The organism is Cereibacter azotoformans (genome assembly GCF_021391315.1).
GTDB lineage: Bacteria > Pseudomonadota > Alphaproteobacteria > Rhodobacterales > Rhodobacteraceae > Cereibacter_A > Cereibacter_A azotoformans.
This window is the reverse complement of record NZ_CP090021.1, coordinates 2,458,329-2,473,090: the sequence shown is the minus strand read 5'-3', so window position 1 is coordinate 2,473,090 and position 14,762 is coordinate 2,458,329. Positions and strand designations below refer to the sequence as shown.

The window sequence follows — 14,762 nt, the reverse complement described above, 5'->3', positions numbered from 1 at the left end:
GGCGGTCACCCGGTCATTCTCCGCGAAGCCAAGCCCTGTTTTCAGGAACGGTCTCGAACCTCAGCGCATCGTCCGGTATGACTACCCACGTCTGGGCACTTCGCAGGAAGACGTGATGGCTGGGTCGCAGCCAGGATGAATTGTCCAATGTTCCGGGCTTAAGACTGATCTGGCCGGGGCTTCGGTCTGCCTGATGATGGATACGGGTCCCACAATCCGGACAGAACGAATTGGTGAAGACCTGCCCGCTGTCCGCCACACGCCTGAAGGTTTTGAGTGTTCCCTTCGTCAGCGAGAAACTCTCAGCAGGAATTCGCATCGCCATGCCAAAGGCGCTTCCCGACTGGGTCTGGCAGATCGTGCAGTGACACGCATAAACAACTATCGGCGCGGCGCTGACCGTATATCGGATTGCGCCACATTCGCAGCCGCCGTGATAGGGAGGGTTCAACCGTTTACTCCTCGATACCTTGTTCAAGGCATGCTCACATAGGCAGTCAACGGCAGCAATGTCCGCAACACCGATCCCGGGAAGAGTGATCCCGGAGATGTCGCCAGAAGTCGTGGCCGTCACTTCCGTCCCGAGGGCCGCCCTCCACGCAGCGCGAGCGGATCGCCCGCTCACGCCGTCTCCACTTCCCGGGCGCGGCGGCGGCCTTCGGCGGCTTCGGCGCGGCCGAGGGCCATGATCGCGGCCACCGCCGGGTCAATCCGGCCCTTCGAGCGCGCCTTGTTCGGCTTGATGTTCTCGGCCGCATCCTCGTCGCGGTGGACGTTCCCCACCGCCCAGGCCAGCACCGGATTGCCCGCGTGGCGGATCCGGCCCTTCGCCACCGCCTCCTCGAAGCGCTTCATCGGCGAGGACATCGAGCCGTAGCCCTGCCCGTGCTCGACCAGCGGAAAGCGCCGCTTCAGGAGCTCCTTCGCCATGTACTTCATGCCCCAGCGGTCGTAGGCGAGCTCGCGCAGGTCGAACCGGGCGCGGATCGTCTCGAGCCGCTCGATCACCTGATCCTCGTCGATCACCCCGCCCGAATGGACCTCGAGCCAGCCCGCATCGCGCCAGGCGACATACTCGCGCTTCTCCTTCTGCGCCCGCGCGATGAAGCCCTTCGGCCCCTCGGGCAGGAAGGAATAGGCCAGCAGGTAGATCTGGCCGTCCTTCGGCACCGCGACCGAGATCGCGGTGAGGTCGGTGGTCTTCGAGAGATCGAGGCCGACCCAGGCCGGCAGGCCGTAGAGCGACCGCGGATCGAAGGGCTCGGCGCCCTGGTCCCAGACGTCGCGCGCGATCCAGGTCTGGGCGCCTTCGGTCCAGAGGTTCATGTGCAGCCGGCGGAAGTTCGGCATCTTGCCCGAGATCACCGTGGCCTCGCGGTACATCTCGCCGAACCGCTCCTCGGAGAAGGCCACGCCGAGGTTCGGGTTCGCCATCTTCCAGAACCGGGGATCGCCCACGTCGCACTCCTGCGGGGGCTCGGCCACATAGGCGAAGAAGCTGTCGTCGCTGACGGTGCCGCGCACCACCTCCTCGGCATAGTCTCGCATCTCGCCGCAGAGGCTCGCGCGGTCGGCGCCGGCGGTGGTGATCGCCCAGTCGATGGGCTGGGCGCGGGCGATCATCGAGTTCGTCAGCACCTCGGCGAGCTCGCGGTCGGTCCAGCGGTGGACCTCGTCGCGGGCGGCGAAGTGCGGGTTGATCCCGTCCGAGCTGTTGCCGTCGCGCGAGAGGCAGGCGATCAGCCCCTCGGTCGCCGGCACCTCGATGGAGGTCCGCCAGACCTGCATCAGCGCCGAGAGATGCGGCGAGGCGCGGATCATGCGCTTGAGCTCGCGGAAGAGGAGCCCGGCCTGGTCGCGCGTGGTGGCGGCGCAGTAGCCCTGCGGCGCGGCCTCGCGGTCGAAGAGCGCGGTGAAGAGGGCGGGCACCGCCGTGTCGGTGGTCTTGCCGTTCTTCTTGGCCACCTGATGATAGGTGGTGCGGAAGCGCCGGAGGCCCCCCTCCTTCTTCCAGCCGAAGACCGAACCGTGGCGGAAGGCCTGCCAGGGGCGGAGCGTGAGCGGGCGCCCGGCGAGCGGCCCCGTGGTGTGCTGGATCAGCTCGGCGAAGTTGAGGATCCGGCTCGCAGCCTTGCAGTCGAACCAGAGGCCGCGGTCGCGCCCGGTCTCGAGGTCGGTCAGATGGCGCAGGCAGGCGAGGCGCACGAGCTCGCCTGCGGTCTCGCGGCCCTCGACCACATCGAGCGCATAGCGCGAGACCGGATGGTCAATCGGCTCCATCGAGGGTCTTCAGGATCTCGTCGAAGAGGTCGCCCTGTCCGGTGACGCGGACGCGGGCCTCGTCGACGGGGGTGAGGCCGAAGCGGGCGGCGAGCTGGTTCATGACGGCGATGGCATCCTGACGCTGGCCCCAGACGGCGCGCTTCTTCTGCTGGCGGCCGTTGCGGGTCTCGACCTCGTACCAGCTGCCGAAGGCCGCGATGTCGCCGGTGAAGCGGATGACATCGGCTACGGCCTCGCAATAGACCGCGAACGGATCCTCGAAGGCAGGCTCGAGGCGTTTCTTCGTGACGAGCACCGGGGCAAGACGCTCCCAGACGTCGCGCCCTTCCGCGCTCATCCACTCCGGCGCCTCCGGCACGGGCGCCGCGAGGTCGCCCTTCATCGGGATGACGTTCGAGACCTTCGGCTTCTGCCCGCGCATCGTGACTGTCCTCGTTTCAAGGGACCGCGCCCGCGCCGGCCCGATCACCGCCGCAACCGCGGCCGGATCGGGGGCGCCGGGATCGGCGGTCCATCATGTCTGTTGTGCGCCGCGCGGAGCGGGGGCTCGCGGCCATCGGCTCGTCGTGGATCCGCCGGGGCGAGGGCAGGGCGCCGGTCTCCCGGTGCCTCTCACCCCTCTGCCCGGTGGGCTTTTTTTTGCCAATTCGCCGTGCACGAAAAGGAAGGTTCGAGCGCCGGTTACCTGGCCGACCCCTCCGATTTTGCGATGCCCCCCGGTGGGTGGAAGACCTCGCGCGCGGTCTTGCGGCTGTGGCAGGGTCGGCAGAGCGGCTGCCAGTTCGCCCGGTCCCACATCAGCCCGGGATCGCCGCGGTGCGGCCGGATGTGGTCGACCTCGGCCGCCGCCACCACGAGCCCGAGCCCGGCGCAGTCGGCGCAGAGCGGATGGGCCGCGAGGAACCGCGCCCGCGCCCGCCGCCAGCGGCCGGTGGCATAGAAGGCCGCACCCGCCTGCGCGGCCGCGCCGGCCTTGGCTCGAGCCTTGCGCGCCCGTGCCTTCGCCTCCGCCTCGGCGGCATGGTCGGGGCAGTGCGCCTGGCCGGTCGGCGCGAGCTCCTCGCAGCCCGGTGCGCAGCAGAGTTTGCGGATCAAGGGGAGGCTCCAAAGCGAAGCGCCCGGAGAGCTGGGTGCTCGCCGGGCGCTTGTCTTCGATGATGGCAATCTGCCGACTTGAACGTGACAGGTCAAGCTCTTCTCAGCGCCATGCCTCAGAGAGCGCGTCCAGGCCTCGCTGAAGGCGGTCGAGGTGGCGTGCCTCCTCCCGCGCATTGCTCCATGAGCCGAGGCTGCGGAGCGACTGGTCGTCCAGAACGACATGCTGGATGACCGGCCGTGCGAAGGTCGGGATCTCCTCCCACATGCGGAAGAACTTGCGGCGCCGGTCCACCTGGGCCACCTGCGGATCCTGATCTCCGCTCGTATCGACGCGGACGATGGCCGCCAGCGGATCGCGCGCGGGCAGGCCCGAGGCCGCTTCGAAGAGCTCGGCCGCGATGTTCGCCTGCTCCACCGAAAGCTTGCCCTGCCGGTGATAGCGCCCGACCCAGGTCTCCCGCCGCGTGCGGATCACCCGGTTCGGGTTGCTCGCCTTGCCGGTCCTCGGATCGACCTCGGCCGCCTCCTCGATCCGCTTGCCCGCGATCTGCGCGGGCGTCAGCGGCCCCAGATCCCACGGCGCGAGCTTCAGGCTCACCAGCTTCGCCTTCATCGCCTTCCGGCCCTTCGCGCCCCTCATGCGGCACCCCTGTCCTTGTTCTTGTTGCTTTTGCTGTCCGCTCGTCCGCACCGGCTCTGCCCGCCGCATGTCCACCGCGCCACCGATCATGCCGCCGCCCCTTCCTTGCGGCCGCGCCCGGCATCCACCAGCGCGCGGGCCTGGGCCCGGTCGCGGAGATAGAGCTCGAGCCAGTCGCGATCCTCCCGGCTCGCGGTCTCCCGGTCGATCCGGTCGCGGATGAGCTCGCAGCGCCGGGCATTGTCCTGCGCCTGATCCCGGATCTCGCGCAGATCCATCGCGAGCGGCGGCCTCGGGTGCTTCAGCAGCCAGCGGTAGAGCTCCACCAGATGCCCGCCGGCCTCGGCCTTCGGTCCCTCGACCGAGGCGAGCCAGCTCGAGACCAGCCGCCGCTCCGCCGGCGGCGGCTCCTCGATGGCGCGCGCGAACTGCCGGATGAGCACCTCGGACGGCCAGACCCCGTCCGCCGCGCTGTCGATCAGCACCTCGGCGAGCGTCATCAGGTTCTCCGCGCCCATGTAGCCCAGCTGCTCGCAGAGCCGCGCCATCGCCGCCTCATGCGCCGCGGCGGCCGTGCCGCGCCGCCTCACCATCCCGGCCTGCTCCAGCCGGTCCACCACCAGCGCCTTCACCCGCGCCCGCTCCTCTGCCTTCGTCATGGCCATCCCTTTCTCAGCCAGCCACGCCTGCCGTCTCGCCACCGCCCGATCTTCTCACCCCTGCAGAAGGGATGTTTTGTCAGGTTCTGTTTTGTCGGGTCCGGTCCTGTTCTGTCCTGTGGGGCAATTACAGTTCCGGCCCTGAAAATTGCTGTAAATGACTGTAAGGATTGCAGTCGATTACAGTCGGTTACAGCTGTAACTCATTGGACCTGCACGAGCTTGGGCCCCCCGCGCGTGGCCTCGAAGGCCGCGCGCACATTGTCCGTCGTGATGTAGAGATCGCGCTCGCCGAGCCAGTCCGCGATGGCGATCACCACGTCCGGGCTCTCGGCCGCGCGCGAGCATTTGATCTCGATGAGCTTCTTCTTCACCCGCGTCCGCGCCACGGCCTTCGAGCCCTCGGTCCGCGCCTGATCGCGCCCGCGCTTTCGGCGGTGCATGTCGCGGGCGATGCCTGCGATCATCACATGGCCGAGCCGGCGGTTGCCGGGCGCCTCCTCCTGGTTCGAGATATGCGTCTCGCGCCAGCCGTAGAGCGCGCCCTCGCGCGCCGCGCGCCAGCTCTCGAGATCCGCGCCGTAGCCCGCGAGGCGGGCGAGCTCGAGATCGTCGTCGGGCAGGGTCCCGGCAGGGTCCTGCCGGAAGGCCTCGCACCAGAGGAGGAGCGCCGTGCCGATGTCGGCGCGCCGGTTCTCGGCCAGCGCCCGGGCGACGAAGCGGGAGGTGAGGAGGCGGTTGATGTGGAGCGGCACCCATTCGTGGCTCGAGAGCGTGTCGCCGAAGGCCAGCGGATATTCCCAGAAGTCGCCGACGATCACGGTCGCAGGCTCGGTCTCGGTCTCGGTCAGTCGTTCATGCGGCACGGGCACCTCCCGCGCGGCATTCGAAGCGCTCGGGCTTCGTCATGGCAGGCCTCCATAGATGAAGACGGGCACCTGGGCGGCGAGGGCGCTCTGGACCTCGTGGCGGATGCCGGTGGATTGCGCCCAGCCGCGGATCTCGGGGACCACGACGGCGGCGCAGACGGTGAGAAGGGGGCGGCACCAGTCCTCCCAGAGGACGGGAGCGAATGGGTCGATCCGGAGCCGGGGGAACATGGTGGCGTGGAGCGCGGCCGCCGACAGCACCACCGGCGAGATCGCCGTGACGCCGACCTCCAGGAGCCGCGCGACCTCGCGCGCCGCCTCAGCCATGGCCGCTTCGGACTGATCCCGCGACCAGCGCCCGTCCGGGCCGACTGCACGCAAGCTGTACGGTGAGGCGAGATACACCGGCCGGCCCCAGCGCGCGTGCCGCGCGACGAGGGCCGGGGTCGCGCCCCAGCGCAGGAGATCCGCACGGCCCGCGGGATGGCGCCGCAGCGCGGCCCACCCGTTCGATCGAAAAGCGCCGGAGGCCGCAGCCCCCGGCGAAGTGGCCGCGTCCTGTACAGGCAAGGGCGCGGCGGCGGTCACAGAAGGCTCCCGAGGGCCGTCGCGAGGATCGCAGATCCGGCGAGGGCGGAGGGCACGAGCCACCAGCCCGAAGGCATCCGATAAGGGCCGTGGGCGCGGGGCGTGCCATCGTCGCGATAGGTTTCCTCCGCCTCGTCGCAAGGGGCGTCCTGCGGAAAGTGTTGGGAAAGTTTTCCCAAGCGCTTCCGGGCGTGAGCCGCCCAGAAGTCCGCCACCGCACCGAGGTGGATGGCTGCGGTGATTTCGGCCACGAGGACCTTGCGCATGATCGTGATCATTCCTGTGCCTGTAGGGTTGTCGCCGCCTCTGCGGGGAAGTTCTGGTAGGCGAGGCCGACGACGAACCCGCTGGGGGAATGGCTGCCGTCCCACCATTTGCGGGCCGTCGATCCATCGACACCGAAGGTCATGGCCGCATGCTCGGGACTGTCGAAGTTCTCGCGCACGAAGCGAGACCAGCGCGCCGCGAAGAAGGCGCGATAGGTCATCGCCTCCCGTTTGGCGGAAGACTTTCCGGGGGACTTTCCTGACATGGTTGCTCCATCCTGAACCCGACCAAAGGCTTTCGATGACGAAGCGATTTCATGAAGGGGAAGGGGGGAGGCGGAATACATCACGCCGCGTCCCCTTCGATTTGCAGGAGGGCTTGGTCATGATCGGCGACACAAACGTCCGAGTTCGCAGCCATGAAGGCGCGCAGGCGATCCACGACCTTCATGGTCGGGCTGGACTTGCCGTCCTTCCAATCCTGCCATTGTCCCCACTTCGCGTTGATGGCCTCGCGCAACAGCTTCTGCGGACTGATCCCGCACGCCGTGCAATGGGCTTCGATGTCTGAGATGAGCTGTTCCATGGCGGCGAATATGGGGGAACTCCCCCACATAATCAAGGGGAACTTCCCCATGGATCGGAGCGAGGGTATGGGGCACTTTCCCCATATGCAGAAGAAGACCCTGGACGCCTTCGTGCGTGGCCTGCAGATCGTCATGGAGGCTGAGGGCATCAAGATGAAGCCGCTCTCGGTGGCTGCAGGCATGGGCGAGTCCGGAGTGCGAGATCTGATCCGCAACGAGTCGTCGCCCAAGGTCGCCAACGCCTACGCCTTGGCCAGAGAGCTTGGGCGAACGGTGGATGAGATCATCCAGATCGGCATGACGGGAGATCTGAATGCGCGCCCGGATCGCGCGCCCATTGCGGTCGCCGGGTGCGTGGGTGCGGGTGCGCGGGTCGATCTCCTGGACGCCTACGAGAAGGGCGATGGCATGTATCACGTCGCCCGCCCCCCGCAGCTGAAGCCGCACGGCATAGTCGCGGTGGAGGTTAAGGGCGATAGCATGATGCCGCTTTACCGCCCTGGGTCCGTGCTTTTCTACACGCGTGCCGCTGCCGAGGGCGTGCCGATCGAGGCACTCAACACGCCTTGTGTCTGCGAGGATACGGACGGAAGGGCTTGGCTCAAGGTAGTCAAGGTGGGCAGTCAGGAGGGCACTTTCAGCCTCCTGTCGCTCAACCCGGATGCGGACAACATGCATGGCGTCCGGTTGAAGTGGGCAGCGCCAGTGCTCATGACGCTATCGCCCGACTATGTGGAGCGGGTTTACGTCTGACGGCGCTTAGTCGTCATGCTGTCTGCTTCGCTCAGTGGTAAGGCGCACTTAACTGCCCGCCCCGCCTCCGCGGGTTTCCGGAGTGCTGGAGTTTCGCTGCGTCCTGTATCCCCCGGTGGTGCGGCCGAGGGCGAGACCCACACGATTCTGCTCGCATGTGGGGGTAAATCCCCACATCAGCGTTGACATGGGGAAACTCCCCCAATAGCTTCTCGTCAGACGGTCGATCCTTGGCCGTTCATTTGATGGGAGACTGCCCATGATCCTCCAGCCGCTGGCCTGGACCGGCCCGCTCACCAACGCCAGTGCGCGCCTATCCCCCTCTGGCAACCAATGCCATATCGCGGAGGCCCGGCCATGACCGCCACCGCCATCCGCTACCCGGCCTCTGCGCCGGTTGCCCGTTTCGCCCTTCTCGACCTGACCGAGCCCCAGCTGCGCCTGCTGCTCTCCGCGGCCGAGGCGGGGCTCCCGCAACTCGACACTGCCGATGACGAGACCGCGGCCGAGGTCAATACCATCCTCGGCCAGGCGCGGGAGGCGCTCGAAGCATGAGCCAGATCCTGCCCCTCACGCCCCGCGATCTGAATGCCGCGCGCCATCGTGCCGAGTACGCGCCCACGCCCGAGATGCGCGAGGCCGCCAGCCGCCTGCTGACGGATCACGAGCTGGCCGTCGCCATGGGCCGCACGCTCGCGAGGGCCCGGCCGCGACCCGCCTTCCGGACGAGCAGGCCAAGCCCGCTCGGGCCGAACCTGACCGGCTTCCTCGTCGGGGCGCTCGCGCTCCTGGGCTTCCTGTTTGTCGCCACCGTGCTCTGGGCCCATGTCACCGACGTGACCGAGGCCATGCGCCAGCAGGCCAGCGCCATGCGGAGCATGTGATGGAGGCCGCCCCGCAACCCGCGCCGCGCTCCGGGCCCGTTCCGGTCGAGAGCCTCGGCGCGGCCGATCTCGACCGCATGGCGGCCGCCATCGACAGCGGCCGCATCCGGAAACCGCCGATGAAGGAGACGCCCGCCGACCGCGCCGTGGCCGAGGCCGCCTATCAGGTCGCGGCCGACGAGCTGCGCCAGTTCATCGAACGCTTCGAGCAGCTCGAGGCCGAGAAGAAGGAGATCGGCGGCCAGCAGAAGGAGCTGATGGCCGAGGCCAAGGGCAGGGGCTACGCGCCGAAGATCCTCAGGATGATCGTGGCGCTCCGCAAGCGCACCCCCGACGACCTCGCCGAGGAGGAGACGCTCCTCGATCTCTACAAGGCCGCGCTCGGCATGGCCTGACCCATCCCGGCGCGGCGGGCGATCCGCGCAGCTTCCGTTCAACTTGCCCGCCGCCTCTGCGGCTTGGGCCCTTTCTCCCGAACCTGCGGAGCAGTCCCATGAAGAGCAAATCCTCCATCCTGTCCGCATGGCGGCAGGTCCTGTCGGAGACGGCGCGGTATCTTCCGTTCGGCGGTGCCATGCCCGAGGACCGGCCGGGCCTCTATCGCCGTGTCGCGCGAGATTGCGGCGTGCCCATCGAGGCAGTGCGCCGGGCCGTGGAGGCCTCCGGTGGCTGAGCCCCTGCGCATCCTGATCGGCTGCGAGACCTCGGGCGTGATGCGCCGGGCCTTTGCTGCCCGCGGGCATGACGTCTGGTCCTGCGACCTCCTGGCGGCAGAGGACCGCTCGAACCGCCACATCGTCGGCGATGTGCGCGACCATCTGACCGACGGCTGGGATCTGCTGATCGTGGCGCACCCGCCCTGCACGCGGCTCTGCAACAGCGGCGTCCGGTGGCTGCATGAGCCCTCGAAGCGCCTCCCCGAGACCTATGCTGCGGCAGAGCGGGAGGCTTTCGCCCGGATGGGTCGCGAGGAGCGGCTGGCCTTCCTGTGGGCTGACCTCGACCGCGGGGCTGCGCTGTTTGCGGCCTGCTGGCAGGCGCCGGCGCCGCGCGTGGCCGTCGAGAACCCGGTGATGAACCCGCACGCCCGGGCCCGCCTGCCTGCCGACCTGCCACGGCCGCAGACGGTGCAACCCTGGTGGTTCGGCGAGCCCTTCTTCAAGGCGACGAGCTTCTATCTGCGCGGCCTGCCGCGGCTCGCCGCCACCAACCGGCTGACGCCGCCCCGGCCCGGGACGCCCGAGCACAAGAGCTGGTCGGCCGTCCACCGCGCGCCGCCGGGGCCCGACCGCTGGAAATTCCGCAGCCGCACCTTCGAGGGCGTGGCCGAAGCCTGCGCCGACCAGTGGGGCGGGTGGGCCGAGGGGGAGGCTGCGGCATGTGGGTGAGACTGCCGAACGCGAACGAGGAACACGAGGAGGTCTAGGACATGCGATCAGCCACCGTCACGAAGACCGCGATCAGCCGGGCCATTGCCGCTTGGAAGGAATGCGGGCTGAAGGTCGGGGGGATGGAGATCACCAAGGACGGCACCATCCGCATCACGGCGGCAATGGACGAACCGGCGCCCGTGGCTCAGCGTGGTGGGCCGAAGCAGTGGCCGACCAGGTGATCGACGTGAAGCACAACTTCCCGGGCCTCCTGCGCGAGAAGCTCCCGTCCGGGGCCATCCGTTTCCGTGTCCGGGCCGAGGGCAACAAGCGGCTCCGCACCGCCATTCCGGTGGGGCCCGACCATGCTGACTTCTATCACCACTATACGGCCGCCCGAGAGGGGCGGCGCTGGGAGGGGCCGCCGCCCGAGAGCAGCGCAGTCGCCCATTCCATCCAGTGGCTGGTGGACAAGTATCTCGCGCACCTCGGGCGGCTGGTTGACGCCGGACAGGCCTCGAAGCTGACGCTCCAGCAGCGGCGATCCCAGCTGCGCAGGCTCTGCGCCATGACCACCGACGACGGCGGCGGGATCTACGGCGAATATGACATGTGCGCGCCGCGGAGCGCCTTCATCGCTGCCCGGGACCAGTGGCGCGACAAGCCCGGCGAGGCGAACAACCTCATCAAGTCCGTCTCGGCCATGTATCGCTGGGCGATCGAGGAGGCGGAGCTCCTCGCCGAGAACCCGGTCAAGGGCATCAAGAAGCTCGCCATGAAGGGGGAGGGGGCGGCCCCCTGGACGCCCGAGGATCTGAAGAAGTTCCGGGACAGGCATCCTCTTGGCACCAAGGCGCATCTGTGGCTCACGCTGCAGATGTTCACGGCCTGCCGGATCGACGACGCGCGCAAGCTCGGCCGCCGGCACGAGGTTGAGAGGGCAGGGGAGCTGTGGCTGGACTTCCAGCCCAGCAAGAAGGGAAGCGCGCCGGTGTCGATCCCGATGATGGCGCCCCTTTTGCGGGCCGTCCGGGCGCAGAAGGTGCAGGGGGCGACCTATCTTCTCACAGACTACGGCAAGCCCTTCAGCACGGCCGAGAGCCTGCGCAACCGCGTCCGGAAATGGTGCGCGGCGGCCGGCATTGAAGGGAAGTCCTCGCACGGCATCCGGAAGGCCGTGGCCGAGCTCCTGGCGGAGGCCGGCTGCAGCCAGCACCAGATCATGGCGATCATGGCGCACACCCAGGCGAAGACGTCGGAGATCTACACTAAGGGCGCGCAGCGGCGGGTACTGGCGGCCGATGCCTTGGCCGCTCTCAGCGACATGGAGTGGTGATCGGGGAGACGACCCGGCCCCTTGCGCCAGGCGATGGTGCTGCTTGGAGACCATGGCCCTGTGGGCACAATGTGACCTGTTGAACAGCTGCCCCCGAAGGACTGCTGTCTGCTAAGCGCAGGGAGCGGACGTCGCGGATTGGAAGGCCGCCCTGTGCGACCCGATGCACCCGGCCCGGACCGGTCGTTCGCCGAACAGGGCGTCGCTGCGGCGCGGCTACCCGGAAGCGGCCTTTGGTCGATGCTTCCGCCAGCGACTTATGGCGAGCCGGTCGTAGACAATAGAACCTGATCGTATAGGCTTGAACAGGGAGCATCGATTAAAGGATGATCAACTTTGGCCAAAAGTTTGCTAAGCGTCACGTTGAGGGCTATGAAGGCCGCGGAGAGAAACCGTGTTCGTCACGCAAAAGCTGCCGAGCGTCGTGACCTCGCCGAGCGGAGAGAGGTGGCACGACAGGCGAAGGATTATGCAGCCAAGGTTCGCAAAGCAGAGATCGCGGATGAGCGCGATCGGAAAGCTTACGAGAAGGCCGTAAGGGCTGCGCATGCCGCAGCCCAGCAAGCCGAGGTCGACCGAATGAATTCGGAGATCGACGCGGTCTTCGACGAGCTGGAAGGGCTTCTGGCTGCCACGATCAACGTTGACGACCATATAGATCTCGAGAAGCTTCGAAAGCCTTTGGATACGCCATTCGACATGCCCGACTTGGAGATTCCGTTAGTCGCGCCGAGACGGCCAAATTATCCACCCGAGCCTAAATATGTTGAACCGGCTAAGCCTAAAGGTTTCTTCGGCAAGAAGCGGAAGCTTGAGGAGGCGCGCGCAATAGCGCAGCAAGCTTACGAGATGCAAAAGGCGGAATGGGGCCGACGGATTTCGGCCTTAGAAGACCGATATGCAAACGAGTTGGCTGCCCATGAACAGGCAGAGGCCAGAAGAGTTGAGACCCTGGCCGCAGAGAAACATCGGTTTCGACAAGAACTGGAGGACCACAATAAGTCTATCGACCAGTTCATTACGAACCTATCATATGGAGACGCTGAGGCGGTTCAGGAGTACATCTCGCTGGTCGTAGAGAATTCCACCTATCCGATCACTTCATAGTCACGCATGAATTCTCGTTCGCGCCTGAGACAGCCGAGCTTCGGATGCGCGTGACGATCCCGGCCCCAGACAGCTTCCCAGCAATTAAGGCGTACAAATACGTAAGGACGTCCGATGAGATACGCGATGTCCCGATGTCCCAAGCTGAGATCAATAAAAGGTACTCCAGCGTCTTACATCAGGTCGCGATCAGGTCGCTCCACGAGGTGTTCGAGGCGGACAGGCGCGGGCTTATCCGAACGATCTCGCTCGAGGTCGGCACGAAGGCACGGCATCCTGCGACGGGACGGCTCGATTTCCTTCCTTTCGTGGGCGTCAGCGCCGAGCGTGACAGTTTCACGGAGTTCGATCTTTCTGGCCTCGTCCCGCTCGCAACTTTGAAACATCTCGGTGCTGCGATCTCCAGAGACCCCGTCGCCCTCGTCGCCGCCGACGTGACTGGCGTGCGCAAGTCATGACGGACGGGCGGACGTTCAATCCACCGCCGGGGTGGCCCAAGCCGCCTAAGGGGTGGACGCCACCCAAGGACTGGAAGCCCGACCCAAACTGGCCTGCCATGCCTGAGGGATGGGTACTCTGGGTATCCGACGCTGGCGACACGCCTCAGGCGGCGCCAGTGATGGAGAGGATTAATGATTCGACTGAACCGGAAGCTCCACACGACGAACTCTTCGCATTGAAGGCCGAGTTGGCGAGGCTACGGGCGCAATTGGCGGCCAATCCATCGACGGAAACCATCTCTTTCGATGACCAGAAGATCCTGCAGGATATCGGTATTTACCGATACCATCATCCCCTCGAGAACGCCGCAGGATATAGAGCCGAACTCGAACGGATCGAGATTGAGGTGGCCAAGGTCGTGCGGGAGCAAGAGGCCATCGAGGTCTCGTCTACGTTTACGTTCGAGAACTCACTGGCGGCGGGCCGGAAGCTGTCGAACGACCTCGGGAAGCTGATGCTTCGTGCCTACAACGCCGAATGCGATAACTGCATCCGTTCACTTCGTACCGGGAATGCCGAAGTCGCCAAAAAGCGGATAGAAGCGTCGCGCCAGGCGATCGCGAAGCTGGGCAAGATCATGGAGATGCAGATCAGCGCGCGATACCACGATCTCCGAGTGCGGGAGATCGAACTGACGGCCGACTGGCTAATGAAGAAGCAGGAAGAGAAGGAAGCGGAAAGGGAAAACAGGGCTAGACTTCGCGAGGAGAAACGCGTGGAAAGGGAGTTCGCTGAGGAGAGAGAGAGGCTGGCCAAGGAGAAGCAGCACCTCGAGAACGCCATTGAGGCCCTTCGGGAAAAGGGAGAGAGAAACCCTGACCTAGAGGCGAACCTTTTGGCGTTGGAGGAAGCCATAAAGCAAAACGAATATCGGCTGGCAAATATCAGGTCCGGCTATGTTTACGTCATCTCGAACCGGGGGGCATTCGGCACCAACGTCGTCAAGATCGGTTTAACAAGACGGCTTGAACCGAATGATCGCATCTCGGAGCTCGGCGGCGCATCCGTTCCCTTTCGATTCGATGTTCATGCCCTTTTCTTTTCCGAAGACGCCGTGTCATTAGAGAATGAGCTTCATAACCACTTTCGCGACAGAGCTCTGAATGCAGTGAATGCCCGCAAGGAGTTCTTCTTTGCGACACCTGCCGAGGTTCGTGACGTCCTCATGGACAAGGTCGGAAGTCTTCTCGAGTTCTCGGAGGTAGGAGAAGCGCTGGAATTTCATCAGTCAAGAAAATATTGGCCGGAACGACCGGAAGAACTGAAATAGATAATGGCTCTGGGCTGAAAGTCCTGGAAGGCATGAATCTAAATCATATGGCCGCTCGTGCCGTGTATGGTAGTCTGCATGTATGTAAACCCTAAAAAGTGGCGCCTTCGAATGGCTGCTTCTGCGCTTGGCGCACCTCAAGTGCCGGATGCCGCGAATGTCAGGTCTCCGCCCGGTCATGCCTACACCGGACCTCGCGCTGCGCTCCGCACGACCGACTGCTCAGGGCTGAAGCGGTCATCATGCTTCGAGCCTCATGGATCTCCCGAGCCCTGTACGCTGCGCGGGGCGGCCGAAGAGGCGCCGCCTTCTCGACCTGCGCATGGTCCGGTCTCGCCCACCTTGAGGGTGCGGACCGTGTCCTCAAGGGAGCCGCTCGATTGGCCGGAACCTCGCGTCTGCCGCTACAAGTGTCCCACGGTCCCGAAAAATGGGACACCCTCCGTTGTTTTGGCAGGACAGAATGCTGGAATGGTAGGCCCGGAGGGACTCGAACCCCCAACCAAGGCGTTATGAGCGCCCTGCTCTGACCATTGAGCTACAGGCCCGGA

Annotated in this window: 22 protein-coding genes and 1 tRNA gene; 11 read left to right on the top strand and 12 right to left on the bottom strand. The window is 66.0% G+C overall.

Features of this window, described 5'->3' with window-relative positions; all coding sequences use genetic code 11:
- Positions 1 to 13 precede the first annotated feature (13 nt).
- From LV780_RS22170 to LV780_RS12360, 11 genes are all read right to left on the bottom strand, one after another.
- A complete protein-coding gene (locus tag LV780_RS22170) occupies positions 14 to 574 on the bottom strand; it encodes a GFA family protein (RefSeq protein ID WP_456151797.1) in 561 nt (186 codons plus the stop codon).
- 47 nt (positions 575 to 621) lie between these two features.
- Entirely contained in the window at positions 622 to 2,280 is a 1,659-nt protein-coding gene (locus LV780_RS12405; protein ID WP_108221481.1) for a terminase large subunit, read from the bottom strand.
- Entirely contained in the window at positions 2,267 to 2,704 is a 438-nt protein-coding gene (locus LV780_RS12400; protein ID WP_015921852.1) for a phage terminase small subunit P27 family, read from the bottom strand. The genes LV780_RS12405 and LV780_RS12400 overlap by 14 nt, the downstream gene beginning before the upstream one ends.
- A 260-nt stretch (positions 2,705 to 2,964) precedes the next feature.
- Complete coding sequence (locus tag LV780_RS12395; protein WP_108221479.1) at positions 2,965 to 3,378, bottom strand: HNH endonuclease; 414 nt, start codon at positions 3,376 to 3,378, stop codon at positions 2,965 to 2,967.
- A gap of 103 nt (positions 3,379 to 3,481) precedes the next feature.
- Positions 3,482 to 4,021, bottom strand: a complete 540-nt coding sequence (locus tag LV780_RS12390) for a hypothetical protein (RefSeq protein WP_108221477.1) — start codon at positions 4,019 to 4,021, stop codon at positions 3,482 to 3,484.
- A gap of 86 nt (positions 4,022 to 4,107) precedes the next feature.
- Positions 4,108 to 4,686 carry a hypothetical protein gene (locus LV780_RS12385; protein ID WP_002720775.1) on the bottom strand — a complete coding sequence of 193 codons (579 nt, stop codon included), beginning with the start codon at positions 4,684 to 4,686 and terminating at the stop codon, positions 4,108 to 4,110.
- 197 nt (positions 4,687 to 4,883) lie between these two features.
- Positions 4,884 to 5,546: a DUF1376 domain-containing protein gene (locus tag LV780_RS12380; RefSeq protein WP_108221475.1), complete on the bottom strand. Its 663-nt coding sequence runs from the start codon at positions 5,544 to 5,546 to the stop codon at positions 4,884 to 4,886.
- A 39-nt stretch (positions 5,547 to 5,585) separates the two neighbouring features.
- Positions 5,586 to 6,137 (bottom strand): DUF1937 family protein, encoded by a 552-nt coding sequence (locus LV780_RS12375; protein WP_108221473.1) that lies wholly within the window; start codon positions 6,135 to 6,137, stop codon positions 5,586 to 5,588.
- Positions 6,134 to 6,415, bottom strand: coding sequence for a hypothetical protein (locus LV780_RS12370; RefSeq protein ID WP_108221471.1), 282 nt, complete (start codon positions 6,413 to 6,415; stop codon positions 6,134 to 6,136). The genes LV780_RS12375 and LV780_RS12370 overlap by 4 nt, the downstream gene beginning before the upstream one ends.
- The gene (locus LV780_RS12365) at positions 6,412 to 6,753 is read right to left on the bottom strand and encodes a hypothetical protein (protein WP_233863811.1); all 342 of its coding nucleotides are present in this window, start codon (positions 6,751 to 6,753) and stop codon (positions 6,412 to 6,414) included. The genes LV780_RS12370 and LV780_RS12365 overlap by 4 nt, the downstream gene beginning before the upstream one ends.
- Positions 6,750 to 6,989 (bottom strand): hypothetical protein, encoded by a 240-nt coding sequence (locus LV780_RS12360; protein WP_108221468.1) that lies wholly within the window; start codon positions 6,987 to 6,989, stop codon positions 6,750 to 6,752. Before LV780_RS12360 ends, LV780_RS12365 begins: the two co-directional genes overlap by 4 nt.
- Positions 6,990 to 7,038: 49 nt before the next feature.
- Here LV780_RS12360 and LV780_RS12355 point away from each other — a divergent pair, with 49 nt between their 5' ends.
- From LV780_RS12355 to LV780_RS12305, 11 genes are all read left to right on the top strand, one after another.
- Positions 7,039 to 7,743 carry a S24 family peptidase gene (locus LV780_RS12355; protein ID WP_233863810.1) on the top strand — a complete coding sequence of 235 codons (705 nt, stop codon included), beginning with the start codon at positions 7,039 to 7,041 and terminating at the stop codon, positions 7,741 to 7,743.
- A 357-nt stretch (positions 7,744 to 8,100) separates the two neighbouring features.
- Positions 8,101 to 8,298: a hypothetical protein gene (locus tag LV780_RS12350; protein WP_108221466.1), complete on the top strand. Its 198-nt coding sequence runs from the start codon at positions 8,101 to 8,103 to the stop codon at positions 8,296 to 8,298.
- The gene (locus LV780_RS12345; RefSeq protein WP_108221464.1) at positions 8,295 to 8,627 is read left to right on the top strand and encodes a hypothetical protein; all 333 of its coding nucleotides are present in this window, start codon (positions 8,295 to 8,297) and stop codon (positions 8,625 to 8,627) included. Before LV780_RS12350 ends, LV780_RS12345 begins: the two co-directional genes overlap by 4 nt.
- Complete coding sequence (locus tag LV780_RS12340; protein WP_108221462.1) at positions 8,627 to 9,022, top strand: DUF2312 domain-containing protein; 396 nt, start codon at positions 8,627 to 8,629, stop codon at positions 9,020 to 9,022. Before LV780_RS12345 ends, LV780_RS12340 begins: the two co-directional genes overlap by 1 nt.
- 98 nt (positions 9,023 to 9,120) lie before the next feature.
- Complete coding sequence (locus LV780_RS12335) at positions 9,121 to 9,300, top strand: Clp protease N-terminal domain-containing protein (protein WP_108221460.1); 180 nt, start codon at positions 9,121 to 9,123, stop codon at positions 9,298 to 9,300.
- On the top strand, positions 9,293 to 10,015 hold the full coding sequence (locus tag LV780_RS12330; protein ID WP_101341254.1) for a hypothetical protein: 723 nt from the start codon (positions 9,293 to 9,295) through the stop codon (positions 10,013 to 10,015). Before LV780_RS12335 ends, LV780_RS12330 begins: the two co-directional genes overlap by 8 nt.
- Before the next feature lie 41 nt (positions 10,016 to 10,056).
- Positions 10,057 to 10,239, top strand: a complete 183-nt coding sequence (locus LV780_RS12325; RefSeq protein WP_101341255.1) for a hypothetical protein — start codon at positions 10,057 to 10,059, stop codon at positions 10,237 to 10,239.
- Positions 10,224 to 11,333 carry a tyrosine-type recombinase/integrase gene (locus tag LV780_RS12320; RefSeq protein ID WP_233863807.1) on the top strand — a complete coding sequence of 370 codons (1,110 nt, stop codon included), beginning with the start codon at positions 10,224 to 10,226 and terminating at the stop codon, positions 11,331 to 11,333. The genes LV780_RS12325 and LV780_RS12320 overlap by 16 nt, the downstream gene beginning before the upstream one ends.
- 372 nt (positions 11,334 to 11,705) lie before the next feature.
- A complete protein-coding gene (locus LV780_RS12315) occupies positions 11,706 to 12,440 on the top strand; it encodes a hypothetical protein (protein WP_147326423.1) in 735 nt (244 codons plus the stop codon).
- Positions 12,441 to 12,484: 44 nt separating this feature from the next.
- Positions 12,485 to 12,898 carry a hypothetical protein gene (locus LV780_RS12310; protein ID WP_117345029.1) on the top strand — a complete coding sequence of 138 codons (414 nt, stop codon included), beginning with the start codon at positions 12,485 to 12,487 and terminating at the stop codon, positions 12,896 to 12,898.
- On the top strand, positions 12,895 to 14,211 hold the full coding sequence (locus LV780_RS12305) for a DUF4041 domain-containing protein (protein ID WP_181318518.1): 1,317 nt from the start codon (positions 12,895 to 12,897) through the stop codon (positions 14,209 to 14,211). The genes LV780_RS12310 and LV780_RS12305 overlap by 4 nt, the downstream gene beginning before the upstream one ends.
- Before the next feature lie 472 nt (positions 14,212 to 14,683).
- Here the strand turns inward: LV780_RS12305 and LV780_RS12300 are convergent.
- Positions 14,684 to 14,759: transfer RNA gene (locus tag LV780_RS12300), tRNA-Ile, on the bottom strand.
- Between the last annotated feature and the right edge of the window lie 3 nt (positions 14,760 to 14,762).

Excerpts from the sequence above, each read along its gene's own strand:
- LV780_RS12405 (WP_108221481.1), bottom strand. The coding sequence starts at position 2,280 with ATGGAGCCGATTGACCATCCGGTCTCGCGCTATGCGCTCGATGTGGTC.
- LV780_RS12400 (WP_015921852.1), bottom strand. The coding sequence starts at position 2,704 with ATGCGCGGGCAGAAGCCGAAGGTCTCGAACGTCATCCCGATGAAGGGC.
- LV780_RS12390 (WP_108221477.1), bottom strand. The coding sequence starts at position 4,021 with ATGAGGGGCGCGAAGGGCCGGAAGGCGATGAAGGCGAAGCTGGTGAGC.
- LV780_RS12385 (WP_002720775.1), bottom strand. The coding sequence starts at position 4,686 with ATGGCCATGACGAAGGCAGAGGAGCGGGCGCGGGTGAAGGCGCTGGTG.
- LV780_RS12370 (WP_108221471.1), bottom strand. The coding sequence starts at position 6,415 with ATGATCACGATCATGCGCAAGGTCCTCGTGGCCGAAATCACCGCAGCC.
- LV780_RS12360 (WP_108221468.1), bottom strand. The coding sequence starts at position 6,989 with ATGGAACAGCTCATCTCAGACATCGAAGCCCATTGCACGGCGTGCGGG.
- LV780_RS12355 (WP_233863810.1), top strand. The coding sequence starts at position 7,039 with ATGGATCGGAGCGAGGGTATGGGGCACTTTCCCCATATGCAGAAGAAG.
- LV780_RS12350 (WP_108221466.1), top strand. The coding sequence starts at position 8,101 with ATGACCGCCACCGCCATCCGCTACCCGGCCTCTGCGCCGGTTGCCCGT.
- LV780_RS12345 (WP_108221464.1), top strand. The coding sequence starts at position 8,295 with ATGAGCCAGATCCTGCCCCTCACGCCCCGCGATCTGAATGCCGCGCGC.
- LV780_RS12340 (WP_108221462.1), top strand. The coding sequence starts at position 8,627 with ATGGAGGCCGCCCCGCAACCCGCGCCGCGCTCCGGGCCCGTTCCGGTC.
- LV780_RS12335 (WP_108221460.1), top strand. The coding sequence starts at position 9,121 with ATGAAGAGCAAATCCTCCATCCTGTCCGCATGGCGGCAGGTCCTGTCG.
- LV780_RS12325 (WP_101341255.1), top strand. The coding sequence starts at position 10,057 with ATGCGATCAGCCACCGTCACGAAGACCGCGATCAGCCGGGCCATTGCC.
- LV780_RS12315 (WP_147326423.1), top strand. The coding sequence starts at position 11,706 with ATGAAGGCCGCGGAGAGAAACCGTGTTCGTCACGCAAAAGCTGCCGAG.
- LV780_RS12310 (WP_117345029.1), top strand. The coding sequence starts at position 12,485 with ATGCGCGTGACGATCCCGGCCCCAGACAGCTTCCCAGCAATTAAGGCG.
- LV780_RS12305 (WP_181318518.1), top strand. The coding sequence starts at position 12,895 with ATGACGGACGGGCGGACGTTCAATCCACCGCCGGGGTGGCCCAAGCCG.